11 protein-coding genes and 1 pseudogene are annotated in these 15039 nt (G+C 56.1%); 1 reads left to right on the top strand and 11 read right to left on the bottom strand.

What is annotated here, in order from left to right; all coding sequences use genetic code 11:
* Positions 1-128: 128 nt before the first annotated feature.
* The 11 genes and pseudogenes from EH240_RS27835 to EH240_RS27785 form a co-directional block, all read right to left on the bottom strand.
* Positions 129-1772 (bottom strand): N,N-dimethylformamidase beta subunit family domain-containing protein, encoded by a 1644-nt coding sequence (locus tag EH240_RS27835; protein WP_125004616.1) that lies wholly within the window; start codon positions 1770-1772, stop codon positions 129-131.
* 128 nt (positions 1773-1900) lie between these two features.
* Positions 1901-2785 (bottom strand): ABC transporter ATP-binding protein, encoded by an 885-nt coding sequence (locus tag EH240_RS27830; RefSeq protein WP_125004614.1) that lies wholly within the window; start codon positions 2783-2785, stop codon positions 1901-1903.
* A complete protein-coding gene (locus tag EH240_RS27825) occupies positions 2755-3558 on the bottom strand; it encodes an ABC transporter permease (RefSeq protein WP_125004612.1) in 804 nt (267 codons plus the stop codon). The genes EH240_RS27830 and EH240_RS27825 overlap by 31 nt, the downstream gene beginning before the upstream one ends.
* Before the next feature lie 70 nt (positions 3559-3628).
* Complete coding sequence (locus EH240_RS27820; protein ID WP_125004610.1) at positions 3629-4636, bottom strand: ABC transporter substrate-binding protein; 1008 nt, start codon at positions 4634-4636, stop codon at positions 3629-3631.
* A 36-nt stretch (positions 4637-4672) separates the two neighbouring features.
* Positions 4673-5302 (bottom strand): ABC transporter permease, encoded by a 630-nt coding sequence (locus EH240_RS27815; protein ID WP_167484185.1) that lies wholly within the window; start codon positions 5300-5302, stop codon positions 4673-4675.
* Positions 5303-6560: 1258 nt separating this feature from the next.
* Positions 6561-6879 (bottom strand): annotated as a pseudogene (locus tag EH240_RS27810) (transposase); the annotation flags it as partial.
* A 36-nt stretch (positions 6880-6915) separates the two neighbouring features.
* Entirely contained in the window at positions 6916-7425 is a 510-nt protein-coding gene (locus tag EH240_RS40175) for an integrase catalytic domain-containing protein (protein WP_425374838.1), read from the bottom strand.
* 641 nt (positions 7426-8066) lie between these two features.
* A complete protein-coding gene (locus EH240_RS27800; RefSeq protein ID WP_245436422.1) occupies positions 8067-8711 on the bottom strand; it encodes a GNAT family N-acetyltransferase in 645 nt (214 codons plus the stop codon).
* A 285-nt stretch (positions 8712-8996) separates the two neighbouring features.
* Positions 8997-10403 carry an amidase family protein gene (locus EH240_RS27795; protein ID WP_125004606.1) on the bottom strand — a complete coding sequence of 469 codons (1407 nt, stop codon included), beginning with the start codon at positions 10401-10403 and terminating at the stop codon, positions 8997-8999.
* 265 nt (positions 10404-10668) lie between these two features.
* Positions 10669-11349 (bottom strand): methyltransferase, encoded by a 681-nt coding sequence (locus tag EH240_RS27790; RefSeq protein WP_125004605.1) that lies wholly within the window; start codon positions 11347-11349, stop codon positions 10669-10671.
* A gap of 123 nt (positions 11350-11472) precedes the next feature.
* Positions 11473-12084, bottom strand: coding sequence for a hypothetical protein (locus EH240_RS27785; protein WP_125004603.1), 612 nt, complete (start codon positions 12082-12084; stop codon positions 11473-11475).
* A 1206-nt stretch (positions 12085-13290) separates the two neighbouring features.
* Here EH240_RS27785 and EH240_RS27780 point away from each other — a divergent pair.
* Positions 13291-14931 carry a GMC family oxidoreductase gene (locus EH240_RS27780; RefSeq protein ID WP_125004601.1) on the top strand — a complete coding sequence of 547 codons (1641 nt, stop codon included), beginning with the start codon at positions 13291-13293 and terminating at the stop codon, positions 14929-14931.
* The last annotated feature ends 108 nt before the right edge of the window (positions 14932-15039 follow it).

The raw sequence follows: 15039 nt of genomic DNA, 5'->3' as shown, positions 1-15039 counted from the left end.
CGGGATTGTGGAGCGCTGCTCCACCGACCCCCAAAGGTCGGTTGGACAACTATAAATTTGGGCAAATCGCACAATTAGTACATCTGCTTTGTGCGCACGTACAGAATGCGGAGACAGCCATCGGCATCCTAAAGACTGGTGAACCGATCCAGCACATTACGTGTAATGCGGCAGGTCGCCGGATCGCCTTGCTGAAGGCCCGCAACCCACTCGCAGGTGCCAGCATGAAATACAGAGCCGCGCCCCTTCTGGAAAGCGACAACCATCCCACACCCACGAGCGGCGGCATCCCGGGCGGCGTCAGTTGCAACACCATAGCGCTTAAGCGCAAATGCCGTCGTTTCGTCACCCCAGTAGAGGCTCTCGCCCTTGCGGCCATGGGCAAGCTCTAAGTTAGAGGCGAGTCCCATCGCCAAAATCTGCAGACCTTCAGGGGTCTTCATGCGGGCGCTCGGGCGTGGAATGCCGTCTATCAGCTCGTAGTCCAATCCGTCGACTTCATAGCCAAAGATTTGGGCCTCCGAGCCAATGACATCCCCGTACCCCAGGTAAAGTCCCTCAAACGCCCAGTGGTTAGGATCATAGACGGTGAAGCCGCCGAGTCCACGGGCTGCCATCCCTCCTACTCCCGCAAAGAGCCCGAAATGCGTATTTAGACCGAAGGTCTGTTCCCCAGGCCAGCCAACCCGCGGATCCCACCAATCGGTCGCCAAGCGGCGCTCGTCCTTGGTGCCCGCGAGCGGATCTTTCTCGAACGCCCTATCCTTGTAGCACACCTGAGTGATACCGTTGTCTTCTAGCCGAATCTGCCACCCGAAGTTCCCGGCGAAGCGCGCCACGTTGCCTCCGCTATCCATATACTGCTCGATTGCTTCACGCATCTCCCAGGTCCAGTATTCATCGTGACCGACGAATACGACACATTTGTATGCAGCTAAGAGATCCGGATCGTCGACCATGTCGCCCTGAGAAACGACATCGACTGCAAGCCCCTGAGCCTCTGCCCAGCAAAGGAATGGCCGCTCGTAGCTCGCCCAGCCGGCACTGGCGTAAAACTTGCTGAAGCCTCGTGAGTAAGCGAACTCATCGTAAAAGTAGCGAGGCGGCGACTCCATCGGTGTCTGCTGTCTTGTCGCCTTGCGCGGGGCACCCGGCGGCAGCCACATGAAACCACGCGCCCAGGGGCGATGCAACGTGACCTTTGGGGCAAGATGCCAACCATCCGTCAGATGGTGGCCAACGTAATGGCTGTAGCCGCCCCAATCGTTGTAGGCCCTCCAAGTCCCTGTAGCCGCGACTAGAAGGATCGCCTTCGCTTTATTCTTGTGCGGAAGAACAAAAAATCCGTGCTCTTGCTCCTGACTCTTGCCGCCTAGGCTTGCCTGACTTGTCGCTATATAAAATCCTGCTGGTGCATCGAGAGGTATCTGCCACGATTGGGATTCAGGCCAATCGCAACCTCGTTCGAAAAAGTCCTCACGAAGGCCAACTGATTCCCCGCTGATGCCTTTTAGATGAGCAATTTTCAGCGGGCTTAGGCCATCGCGAACGATGCTTATGTCGAAACGCTCTGCGGTCGTGCTGGTGTGGAATCGCACGGTATCCCCAGGGCGGTATGACATTCGGTCGGTATATGTAAATACCTCGAGGTGAGTTGGATCCTGAAAGACGGTCTCATAGTAGAGCGTCTTCACTCCGTCGAACCCTTGTCTCCGTGGAACAAATTCGAACAGGTCCTCGCCCGGAGATCCCGCGTTCATGTCTTCGCTCATCGATTTCTCCTGGTGTTCTCGCATTGAAGCGAGACCCTCGCGGACGCGATAGGTCCGCGGATTGCGCGCAGCCGCCACTGCGCCTCTATAACAACTAGCTGATCCCAAAGGGCTTTAGCGCTGCGGAATTATTTGAACTGGTAAACACCCAACTTCTCGAATGTCTTGTAGATCTGCTGCGCGTATTTAGCGAATTCGGGATACTGGCCAAGATACGCCGGCCGCGGCCGGGGCAGGTCGATGCGAATTTCCTCGACTACTCTCCCGGGGGAGTTCGACATGACCAGGACGCGGTCCGACAACCCGATCGCTTCCTCGATAGAATGGGTGATAAATAAGACACTTTTCCGCGTCTCCATCCACAGCGCCTCGAGATCATGCCTTATTTGAGTGCGAGAGATCGCATCAAGAGCCCCGAATGGCTCGTCCATAAGCAAAACCGAGGGCTCATGAACCAGGGCACGGGCTATCGAGACTCGCTGCTGCATTCCGCCTGACAGCTGTCGCGGATAACGTGACTCTGCCCCGGAAAGTCCAAGCTTCCCAAACAATTCCTGAGCCCGCTTCCGGATCTGATTGCGATCAAGACCACGAATTTCCTGCTGCAGAAGCACGTTTTCGAAAGCGGTTCGGAACTCAAGCAGCAAATGATCCTGGAAGACAATGCCCACATCGGTCATCGAACGCTTCAGAACCCTCCCGTTGATCTCAATATGGCCCTTGGTCGGCTGCAGCAGGCCCGCAACGACCAACATCAGCGTGCTCTTGCCGCATCCTGATGGCCCCAGAATGCTTACAAACTCCCCCTCCTCAATATGGATGTTAACAGGCCCAAGAGCCTGAAACCCGCCAAACGATTTAGACAGTTCCGAGGCGGCGATAAATCTGCGCCTTCCGTCCTCCACCAGTGAGGGCGTTGTGCCCTTCACCGTCGAAGCTGTCGTGTGAATTTGAGGCACATTGCCGCTTAAACGAGTAATACTCACAGATCTCTTCTCCAAGGCATCAGCCATCTTTCAACCCCAAGTAAAATACCTGTCAACAGCATGCCGAGCATAGCTGTCGCGAATATTGCCGCAAACATCAGCTGGACATCCATGTAGTCCGCCGCCTGAAGTATCAATGCCGCGAGCCCCTCGTTGGCTCCAACGAATTCCGCCGTAACGCAGCCCGTAACAGCGTAGACCATACCCATTTTCATGCCAGCAAAAATGATAGGCATTGCTGATGGAAATCTAACAAAGCGGAATGATTGCCACGGGGTCGCGCCCATCGATCTCGTTATATAATTCAAACGTGGATTTATCGCCGAAAATCCGGCGATGCTGTTCAGCAAGATAGGAAAGAACGTCATGACAGCTGTCAACGCAATGCGCGGTGAAAGCCCAAACCCAAGCCAGACAACGAAAAGGGGAGCGGTAATCGTTTTAGGTATGGTTTCAAAGAATACAATCAGGGGAAACAAGTTATGGTTTAGGGATGGGTATGAAGCGATAGCTAGTCCCAAGGGGATTGCAATCGCTGTCGCAATCGCGAAGCCGAGTATCACGACGTACGCAGTCGCCGAAAAATTGTAAGCGAGAACGCCCCTATCCGTAACGAACCGATTCATAAACTCCGACGGCGCCGGAAGAAGATACTTAGGAAGTTCGAACCATTCGCTGCCGAATTCCCATAAAATCAGCGAGCCAATCACCACCAATACCGGAGGCATGAATCTCGCAAGCGGAGATGACAAATGGAATTGGGGCGACATCGTCGGGCTTTTTACATCGGTAGCTAACATTTTATTGCTCTCATCGTTCTAAGCGAGAACATGGTGACGGCGCCGAACGGCGCCGTCACCATTGCCGACATCAAGGACAGGCTGGCAATTGAGCCGGGAGATAGCTTTCTGTATGCTTGGCCGCGATCCCGCCGTCCCCCAGCGATCCGAAGGTTGCGGTCAGAATCTCTCCTGTTGTCGTCCACGTAGCAGCTGGGACAGCTCCGATCCCCGGGGCGCCCGCAGTGCAGAAGAGCGGTATATCGAATTTGGTCAGCTCCTCCATCAACTCCTCTTTCGGTGCAGCATCGGGGTAGCGCTCACGGAGCGCGTCGACGGCGGCGCTAGGGTGCTTTGCAACTTCTGAGTAGCCCTTCAAAGTTGCATCAACAAACTTCTTGTAGAGTTCTGGGTTCTGCTCGAGCTTGTCAGCTCGGGCTATGAGACTTATACCCACAAGCGGAGCACCCCAGTCTTTGTAAAACATCTGCTTCGCCTCAATGCCCTTGGTGGCCAAGGGGATCATAACGTCGCCGGGCGCCGCCGAGATGCCGTCGATTTGTTTCTCGGCTAAGAGCGGCACTCCACCCGCGCCGGAAACCATTTGGATATTGACTTTAGATTTATCGACACCATTCAGCTTCAGCATTGTGTCAAAGAGAGGAATGTCTGCGGCGCCAGGCGCTAGAGCGATTGTTTTTCCTTCCAGATCTTTTGGTTTCGTGATCGGTGTATCCTTGAGAGACGTGATGCCCCAGTCCACCACTTGATATATGGGCGCGATGACTTTAAGCGGCGCGCCCTTTGATGCAATTCCAATCGCGCTTGATGCGCTGGCGAGCCCCACATCAGTGCTACCACCCGCAACGAGCTGCGAGGTCGCCCCTGATCCTTTGCCCGGCTCGATATCCAGATCAATCCCCGCGTCCTTATAGTATCCAAGCGCATCAGCATAAATTATTCCAATGCTCCCATTGTCCGGCAACCAGTTCAGGGTCACCTTCATCTTTTCTGCCGCTCCGGCAGGCATGCTTCCCAGAGCCGCCAGCAGAGCTGTCACCATTGTAGTCATCGCATATGATTGTAGAAGTTTTCGCATTATTATCTCCCATTGATGGTTGATGCGTTGTGTATGTCACTCTCTGTATTTTTTTAATATCATCTGTTCTATATATTGAGCAGCGGAATTGATGATGACGCCAAGCGCGGCAGCTATCAGCACTGCGGCGACTATCTGGACGGTATCTCTATTTCGAACTCCACGCAGCGCGACGTAACCAAGACCGTCATTGGATGCGATGAATTCGCTTACAACTGCGACGACTATGGCGACCGCCAAAGATATCCGAAAACCACTCATCAAATACGGGAGCGCCATCGGCCAGTCGATGTATTGGAAGGTTTGAATGGGACCCGCTCCCATGGTGCGCGTGACGAAAAAGAGATTGTGAGGAATACTTCGCACCCCTAAAATTGTATTCACCGACACAGGGAAGAACACGCTGAAAGCGACCAAGATTGAGGTGGTAGTTAGCCCATATCCGAGCCAGATAACCAAAACAGGAACTATGGTGATCAGGGGCATAGTCTGCAGGAATACGATCAAAGGATATAGCGCGCGTTCAAGCCACCTTATTTTGGCAAGTGCAAAGCCCACCGGGATGGCGACGGCGATGCCGACGCCGAACCCGACAAGGGTAAGTCTTAAGGTGGAGAGAGTTGCAGTTAGGAAATAGCCTGGCCTGGTTGCGATCCACTCCAGCACCGAGCCGGGGCTCGGGAGAATGAACTCCGAGATTTTCAGGACGCGAACTGCAACCGCCCAAACTGCAACGAGGACTAAAAGCCACAGTCCTGTGACAAGCGATCTCGGGGCCCTTAATCTCAACCCTCTCGGACTTGCTAATTCATCCATTGTTCACCTGGAACATCTGATCATTTGGAATGCCATTCCATGTTAGCGTCATTGCAGAGAGTGTCAATCGCGAAAACGGGCCGCACATAAAAATGATGCGCTGGCTGCATAATATCGACCCTCCGATTATCGGTAGACCGGGAAACTGGAGGAGCTTGGGCTTGTGAAACGGGCTTCTATAACGGCCTCGATAAGTCGATCCCTTTTCGTGTGGTCCAATCGCCGGTGTCTTGCTTCTGTACGGGAGTCCTTCACGCCGATCCCGAAAGGGTGCCGTCGGGACATCACTTTAGTAATCCTGGCCTAGCCACTCCAGAACAAGCCTACGGAAGGTCAGGGGTGTGCGGACTGTGCCCCCCGATGGGCTGTCCACTGCCTTCGACGTCTACGAAAGTTAACTCCAAGACAAGACTAGGCGGTGATCCAGCCGGCGCCGCGCAACGCGAGCGCAATTGATCGCGAACAACGATGCGTAGGAGCGCGAGTATGGCAACGCCCCGAAAAGCGTTCCGCGGGCTAGTCAAGGTTGAAGGCGAGAGGGAACAACTGCTTGGCGCGAGTGTGCAAAGCAGTCGGATTGGCTGGAACTGCACAGGGTCGGGGGTGGAGCTCAGAGACGACGGTTGATCAAACTCTCATCCGCGGGTTGGATACCGCCCTCCGTGTCTTCGTCTCGGGGCTTTCCTCGGTCTAGAGGGCGGGCGTCGGGCGGATTGGCTCGGCCACATAACTCTTATGACCATGGTCAAGAATGATGGATGGCCTTTTTCGCCCTATGCCTTTTGCCACAGGTTTGTTTGCCATTGATGAGGGCAGCACGGAGACGGGATGGGCCATGAGACGACGGTTGATCCAGCTCTTATCCGCGGGTTGGTTACCGCACTACCGTAATCCGTCCTGGGCTATCCCTGTCTAGTATCGGGCGTTGGGCTGATGCCCGGCCACATAGTTAGGACGGGAGTTCCCCACCGTGGCCACATCCCGTCACCGTGCTGCCCGGTTTTTCCGCCGGGAGATCCGGCGCGGGCGGAGCCTTCAATCCGGCGGCGCCCGCGCCGGGGGCGCGCTTTTCGGGATCCTGATCTCCGATGAAGAAGGGCGCTGCATCTCAACGCACCGGTTCGACCTGGTGGCCGATGGCCCACACGAACGCCGCCATCTCGCGCGCGATCGCCGCAACGACGATGGGTTGCTTCTTGCCAGCAGCCGTCAGGCGCCGATCGCGGGCGCAAAGCCTTCCAGGCGATCTCCCGCACGGCCTTCGGCAGACCCTCGAGCCTGACGCGAATGGGCTCCGTCACCCTAGCGGGATAGCGGTAGGCCCAGGCGCCTTCGATCAGGACGCGGCGGGCGCGGCGATTCCCGGCCAACGTCAGGCCGCCGCGCTTTACCGTGTCGCCGGTCGAGCGCTCCGAGGGCACCAGGCCGTGGTTGGGGTTGTTGAGGTCAAGTAGCCGTTTCCATTATTTGATGTGAGAAGCTGAGGCGAGCTCTCCGTTGCACAGGGTATTCATCACGATCAGCCACGGATCGGCCCGTCGAGCCGGGCTGTAAACAGAGTTGAGCTTCCCGAGCAGCCTTTCGGCCACGCCACCCTGATGGACGCGACCACGGCCCCGGTAGCGGATGCGAATGCCGCAATCCTCGCAGCCACGCTGGAAGGCATGGCCTTTGAACTCCTTGGCGGAGTCGGTCACAAGCGACCGCGGTCGACCGAACATCGGCCACCTATGCTCGACGTCCCGGGCGGTAAGCCAGGCCTCCTTCGGGCTCATGGCCTGGGCGAGGCAAAGCGCGAGCGACAGCGCCGACGGCGTCTCAAGGGTAAGGCAGAAACCAAAAATATAGCGCGTCGCCACGTCGGTGACGATCGTCAGGTACGCTCGACCAACGGAGATTCCTCCGCTCATGACGGAAATTGATGTCGGTGGGCGTATGATCGATCTGGCAGACGTCGAGCGGGCGCGCTGCATGGATATATCCTGGCCGCGGTTTGAGCCGACGGAGAGCTTCGGGTCGGCGGATCGCTTCCTCGCGATTTCCTCGGGGCTGAACAGCCCGGGTATCCGGCGAGCGGGAGATAGGACGGAGCGGCCAAGCCGGCCTCCTCGCAGCGAGCGCGGATCTCGGCCACGACGGGAGCGAGCGGCGGAGCCTCCAGCATCAGCCACTGCTCTCGCAACGTCTTTGCAATGATCAATGATCGCCTCGATGCCTTGGTCCTTGATCAACCCGCTTCTTGCGGCTGCCATCCAGCTGAGGCCGCAGCGATGTCACGGTCCGATCGATGCGGTAGCGCACCAGCAGATTGTAGACCGGGCGGGTCGAGAGGCACAGCTCGGCCGCGGCCCGATTGATTGCCGGGGCGTCGTGCCCCCGACTGTCAAGGACCCTGTCGAGCTCGCGAGCGAGACGACGTGCCGCCGACCATTTTTCGTCGGGGCGCGACGTGTCCGGCGCGGCTTTTCGGTAATGGTTTCGGCGAATCGAGCGATCAGTGAAATCGTTAGCGAAAATTTCCGCCTCTACTAGCGTGCAAACCTAACCGGCATGCAGCGCCGTAGTAGCCGATGGTACCCCGATTGCGCTTTGGATAAAGGTGGGACATCGAGGTCTACTTTTGAAGTTTTTGGCGCCAATCTTGATACAAGAGCCTATAAAGGACTTGGCGTCGCAAGGGATCATCAACAGCCTTGAATGGATGATCGAAGTCGCCCTTTGGGTCATGGGACATGCCAATGCGTTCCATAAGCCGTCGCGAGGCGACGTTGTCCCCTGCGGCATTTGCGACGATTTGGTTCAACTTTAGATTCTGGAACCCAAAGGCAAGAGCGGCAACGGCGGCTTCGGTTGCATATCCACGTCCCCACCAATCCGGATGCAACCTCCAAGCGATTTCAACCGCCGGTGTGAAATGCGCTTGATAGGGAACGTTGACAAGACCACAGAAGCCGATCGACCCGGCAATATCCAAACGCTCGAGTGCCCAGAGGCCATATCCGTGTTTTTTGAAATGCTCTCGTTGGGCATTTATCCATACCTCAATCGCGTTCCGATCGGCCAGTCTTGCGAGGTATCTTACAACTCTGGGATCGTCATTCATTCGAGCCAATGGTTCGATGTCTTCGTCCTTCCATTCGCGCAGCAGCAGGCGTTTTGTCCGCGACTCCATCAATAGCTCTCCGTCCGCTAAAAAGTGGAGCGCCCCTCCAATTGAGGAGCCGCCCTCCTTCGAGGCTCGCTGCACGACCTTGCCCAAGACCCCACGTCCGTCGTTCTCGACGGTCGATTGCCTCTCGAGCTCCGAGATATGCCAAGGTTGCCGAGTTGCGGACTCGGGTATTCGCTCCTCCTGCAGCATGGTTTATAGACGCGTCGAGGCCGGCCAGCTTCTCTGTTTCCGATATACTTGCCAAGGAGGTACACCGTTGAAGAGCTCTGTGTCCATGCTAGCAACGGTCGCGCCATATTGGGTAAACTCAATGCGTCAGCTCCGCTAGAGTTGCGTTACCTGGGTTAGATCTCTACGTGTTGCGAAGTCTGATCAGAGCCGCGGGCGCTTGTCCGCCCATGGCTGCAGCTGTTCGAATGCCGCTGCAGCCTGCAGTACGCCCAGATCGTCAAAGCGTTTGCCGACGATCTGCAGTCCGACCGGCAGCCCCGCCGGAGTAAAGCCGCACGGTACGCTTGCGGCCGGGTTCCAGGACATGTTGAATGGGTAAGAGAACTCCGCCCACATGATCCAGTCCCAAGGATGCGTCGGCCAATGATCGGGCATCAGCTTCTCTGCCGGGAAAGCAGCCACTGAAGCGGATGGTGTCAAGAGGAAGTTCCAATCTTGGAACCAGCGATGGATATTCGCTACGTATACCATCTTACGCTTGCGCATCTGTTGGTAGCGCGCAACCGAAACGTTCTCTGAATGCTTGATGCAGGCGACTAGCCCAGGATCCATCTCCGCCTCCCATTTCGGAAGGTACTGTGCCAAGCCGGTCAAATGCGCGGACCAGAAGAAACGGATCAATTCCGGTCCATCCTTCGCCCACGGGGTGGGTACTTCCTCAACGATTGCACCAAGTTCCATAAAGCGCGCCACAGCGGCCTTCACTAGCTCCGCGACTTCCGGATCCACGCGGGCGAAACCTAGATTCGGACTATAGGCGATGCGCCTGCCTTTCACGCCGTCGCGCAGCCGATCGATGTAGTTGGCGGGCTCCGCCTCGAGCGACGTATGGTCGAGGCAATGTGGACCGGCCATGACCTCGAGCATCAGCGCGCTGTCGGTGACGGTACGTGTGATCGGTCCGTAATGGGCCGTCATGTCACCTTCGGGGACGGGATAGTTCGGCACACGCCCGAAGCTAGGCTTGAGTCCAAATACACCGCTAAAATGCGCGGGCATGCGGATCGATCCTGCTCCGTCACTACCCTGGTGCAGCGGCCCATAGCCTGCCGCTGCCGCGGCGCCCGCGCCGGCCGAGGATGCGCCGGCATTATAACCAAGCATCCATGGGTTGCTGGTTATGCCCGTAAGTGGGCTGTGCGAGACGCCCGTCCAGCCTAACTCCGGTACGGTAGTCTTGCCGACGATAATCGCGCCCTCGTCCCGTAGACGTTGCACGAGCGGCGCATCCGAGGTCGGCTGATCGCCGGCGAAGATCTTGCTGCCGTGCTGTGTCGGCATGTCCTTGGTGATCGAAAGGTCTTTGATCGTGACCGGCACGCCGTGCAAACGCCCAATTCGCCCACCGCTCATCAACATAGTTTCCGCCTTTTTCGCATCATTCATTGCGCGATCTGCGGCGAGGTATGCGAAGGCGTTTACCTTGGGCTCCAGCTCGGCAATGCGCGCCAGGAGGGCGCGCATGTACTCGACTGGCGAAATCTTCTTGGTGCGAATCAGCTCGGCCAGCTCGACAGCCGGCGTAAAGCCGATAGTCTGAGAGTTCATGCGATAATTCCAATGTCAATGGATCATGTTGATATCTGCCGCTCGACTCGAGATAAGCTGGGCAGTTTCGTATAGATCACTACATATGCTGCCCTAGCTGCGCCTAACGTTCAACGTAAGTAACGCTATGAAACACGCTCCCCCAAACATTCGGCGTGCCGTAACTGGAATTGCCGAAAGTCCACGGCGTTTAAGTACCTTAATCAATGGTGTAGGTTCTTATCACCTCACGATCTTCCATGCACGCAACGCAACGGTTCTGATTTCATGCGCCTAGGCCCCTTTTGTGAATGGAGAACAATCTGTAGATCGGGCTTACGTGAGGGTAGGTGCCGGACCCGAGAAGTACGGAATCGAGATCGTTTGCGAGGAGGATTTCCGAGAGGAGATCGTCCCGCTGACCACTGGGGAAGCCTAAGAGTATGCTGCCCGACTCCGTAAGGAATTCTGGGCCTTCCGATAGAAAGCGGCTGAGCAATTTATAACCCGGATCGATGGCTCCTCGTTCGAGGTCGTCACTATAGATATAGTCGTCCGGCGCAAAGTCCGACGGACAGTTCCAAAATACAAAATCAAATTTTCGGCGAGGCGGAATTTTGCTAAAGATGTCACTTTCGATTACCTCGACATTGTCGATGCCATTTCTTGCAGCATTTTCTAACGTGTTCGCGACTGCCCTAGGGTCGATATCGCAAGCAACCAAGGACAACGCGCCGAGTTTCGCGAGGTACAGTCCAGGCAGACCGAAGCCGCAGCCGATCTCCAGGATACGCTTCCCGACAAAAGGAGGAAAATTCTCTGTATACCAACGCCAAGACTGGAATTCATGTGGTGAAAGCACACCCTCGTTTACAGTCAAATCCAGTCCGAACTCATGTAAGTACAGTGGGAACGTGTGCTGTTGGCTGCGCTTGAGTTTCATCCTGATCTGTTCAAGATCCGTCACATTCCTGCCCTCCGAACTAAGTATAATAAAGGCTGCGAACGGTTCACAGCCATTCTTTGAGAACTGGTATCATAGGTAAAAAGAGACGACGGATGATTGCGTTGCCACGTCGCTCGAATGGTTTCACCAACCTACCTCCCATGGCCGGGGCTTGCCGTGGAAATACACCACGCGGATGCCGGCCGGAACATGGCCGAGGCGCTGAACGTCTATCTTGTAGGAACACAGTTGACCGGGGCAGATGTCCTGCCACAGGCGCCAATCGACTCCCCGGCAACTCCCAAGAAACGCCTGATCGCCGCCGACAGCGTCGCCGCCGATAGCGAACCGCTGCATGTGGTCCGCGGGTGCGGCTGTAAAGGCCTCCCATACCGCCGCCTTGATCGATTGCGGGATCGCCATGATGCCGCTTGCAACGCCCCCCGGCCAGTAGCATTCGTTCAGTATCACCGGGCCCTCGACCGCCGCCATATCCGCGAGACTGCCGACAATCGAAGTGTCCAGATCGAAAAACAGCCAATCGTCGGGAAGTTCTGGCCGGAACAGCTCCATCTTGGCCCAGAAACCCGGCCACTCATGCTGAAGCGGTATTACCTCGACGCCCTGCACGTCCACGTCGGAGAAGCAACGGAACTTGGCGCGGGGCAAATGCTCGTTCACCTGGTCCAATAGGCGAACAACATGGCGCGGCTCGAATTCGCCCCCCGAGCGGAGGACACAAGCAACCGTCTTCATGCTGCCAGGCCTACTCGAGCGTCGTCTTGGCTCGTTCTGCAACCGGGAAACCCGCGACGGCGGTATTTTTCGCTGTGCGTGATCATGGGACGAATTCTCCTCAGTCCGCGACGCATTTGCGAATGACAGTGCATCTCCCATGCCAGACAAGAAAACAGTTTAAATCAGGGGGGTAGATCTGGCTTTGCGACGTCGCGCATCCGACATGGTCGGACATCGGACAAGGGGGAAGGTGGTCTAATAGCGCGTGAATTCCTGAATTCCGCATCCCCGGAGGATTCTTGTCGCCAAAGGAAGCGGAGATAGGGCCACGCGGTATGGGCAATGACCGCCCCCGGGAAAGCGCCGCGGAGGTGATGACCCGCAAAAGAACAAGCGATCCATGATTGCGGTGGAAGGCACCAGGCCCCTTGTGGGAATGCCTCACGCAACAAATTCGAAAGTCTTCATTCACGCAATTTCACATATGAAGCCTCAGGAGGCTTTTTGCGTTAGTTTGTAAGCAAAACTTCATTGTATAATCAAGAATTCTGCTGTCACCCCTTGTTAAGATCACCACAGGCATAAGCTTTAGCTGTCGCCTCGCCGCGCGGCAAACCGGCCGTTTGAGCGGGCCAAGCAGCGTTCAGCCACGAATTGGAGGCTGCTTATGAGCATCGTGAGCGAAATCGATCAGCTGACACAGTGTCTTGCTAACGGCCACAAACGGACTTTCCCGTGCGAGACGCGTGAATTTGGGTTGGATTTCGTCATCTGTGAGGGCGCCTGTCTCACACGTGGGCCGAGCCATTCGCAGATACTCCGGGCGTCATCGCTGATCGACACCACAAGGCCAGCAACGCCTGCCCGGCCCAGAATGATAGCGCCAGTTGAGGGGCGTGCGAGCGACTTTGAGATTCACGACCGAAAATCGTCTTTATATCTTCACGCTTTCACGCCCAGGCATAGTTCGATGCATTCCGATTGGCTCGGTACGTGAACTGCGCATTTCGGCTGCCATGGAGGTTTTCTCGAAAGTGTAGAAACTGTCCTACGGCGCTACGCGTCTGGAGAACAGGCCAAGGGCGAGAGTCATCCTGCAAGAGCCCTCCACCATTTAGAATGGCGTTTAGGTCTGGGAGGTTGCGCAGGCCGAGCTCCTGCCCTGCGCGCGGTGGAATTACTTGAGGCAGCAATTTCGACCAGAGACAGGACAGGAAATTAACGATGCAAACGGACAAGCGATTGCGATCAAAGAAGGATGTGGATACATCCTATCACATTGAATGTGACTTCTGCATTGTTGGGGCAGGGTCGGCCGGCAGCGTTGTTGCTGACCGATTGTCTCAAGATGGACGCTTCAAAGTTTTGCTGCTTGAAGCAGGTCCAGTTGATAAGAACCCATTGATTCACGTGCCAGCGGGATTTCTAAAGCTTCAAAACGACAGAACGATTAATTGGAGATTTTTTAGTGAACCGTCTCTGGAGCTTAATGGTCGGAGCCTTGCTCTACCTCAGGGAAAGGTCTTGGGCGGTAGCAGTTCGATAAACGGAACGCTGTTTGTTCGCGGGCATCCGCAGGAGTACGATCATTGGGCTCAGCTTGGATGCACAGGTTGGAGCTACGATGGGTTGTTGCCCCACTTCCGGTCTATTGAGCACTACGATGGTGGGGAATCTGCTGGCCGGGGAAGTGATGGCCCTTTGCCGGTGACAGCTTTAGCAGTCCATCATCCGCTATCTTCGGCGTTCATCGAGAGCGCCAAGTCCCTCGGTTTTCCAGTGCTGGCGGATATCAATGGCCGCCGAGATGTCGGTGTCGGATGGTTTCAGCAGAACCGCCGAGGTCGCTTTAGGGCAAGCGCTGCCCGCACATTCCTGAAGCGAGCGCGAGCACGTTCAAACTTTCAACTGATCACAAATGCGCTGTGCACGCGCGTCCTCTTTGAAGATCGTCGAGCGATAGGGGTTGAATTCCTGCGAGCTGGAGAGCTATTCCATGTCAAGGCAAGACGGGAGGTTATCCTCACCGCGGGAGCTCTCAAGTCACCACAAATATTGCAGTTGTCCGGCGTGGGGCCTTCCAACCTCTTAGCATATTACGGTATCCCGTTGGTGCATCATGCGCCTGGTGTTGGCGAATACTTAAAGGACCACTTCCTTATCCGGATCGCCCACCGCGTTAAAGGCTCCGTAACCCTCAATGAGCGGGCACGTGGGTGGCGTTTCCTACACGAGTCGTTGGTATATGCCTTGTTTGGACGAGGACTCATGTCCTTAGGCGCGAGCAATGCAGTTCTCTTCGCTCGAAGCCGGGACAGCGTGGCCGCTGCTGACCTCCAATTGAGCTTCACTCCAGGCAGTTACGCTGGCTTAGGCAAACTTGAGCCGGCGCCGGGCATGACCGTCGGGTTATGGCAATCATTTCCTGAAAGCAGTGGTACCGTGAGAATCGTTTCCGCTGACCCGAATGTCCCTCCTGCAATATCTCTCGGCTATCTTTCCGCGCATTCGGACAGCGAAGTACTCCTCTCTGGCATAAGATTAGCTCGCGAACTGTTCGAGAGGCCGGAGCTCGCTCGATTTAGCGTCCGCGAGACACTGCCAGGCCCTCTCAGAACAAGCAGCGCGGAGCTTCTAGATTATGCACGAGAATATGGCTCATCTGCTCTTCACTTCTCAAGCACCTGTCGAATGGGGGTGGATGAAGGAGCTGTTGTCGATCTTGAACTCCAGGTTTACGGAGTGGGCGCACTGCGAGTTGTCGATGCATCCGTCATGCCAACAGCATCGTCTGTCAACACGTATGCCGTAACAATGGCAATAGCTGAGAAAGCGTCGTCGATCATTCGCTCATCAGTCACTTGAGGGGAACAAACTGCACGCCAGAGCGCTGTGCAGGTTCACAACGGGATTCCGCACTGTGATTTTTCATGGAATGAGGACCCTGTTTGAGGGGTGATTTTCGTCCAAACG

Origin of the sequence: Mesorhizobium tamadayense, assembly GCF_003863365.1 — a bacterium.
GTDB lineage: Bacteria > Pseudomonadota > Alphaproteobacteria > Rhizobiales > Rhizobiaceae > Mesorhizobium > Mesorhizobium tamadayense.
Note: the sequence above shows the minus strand (reverse complement) of the source record. Positions and strands in the feature narration are given on the sequence as shown.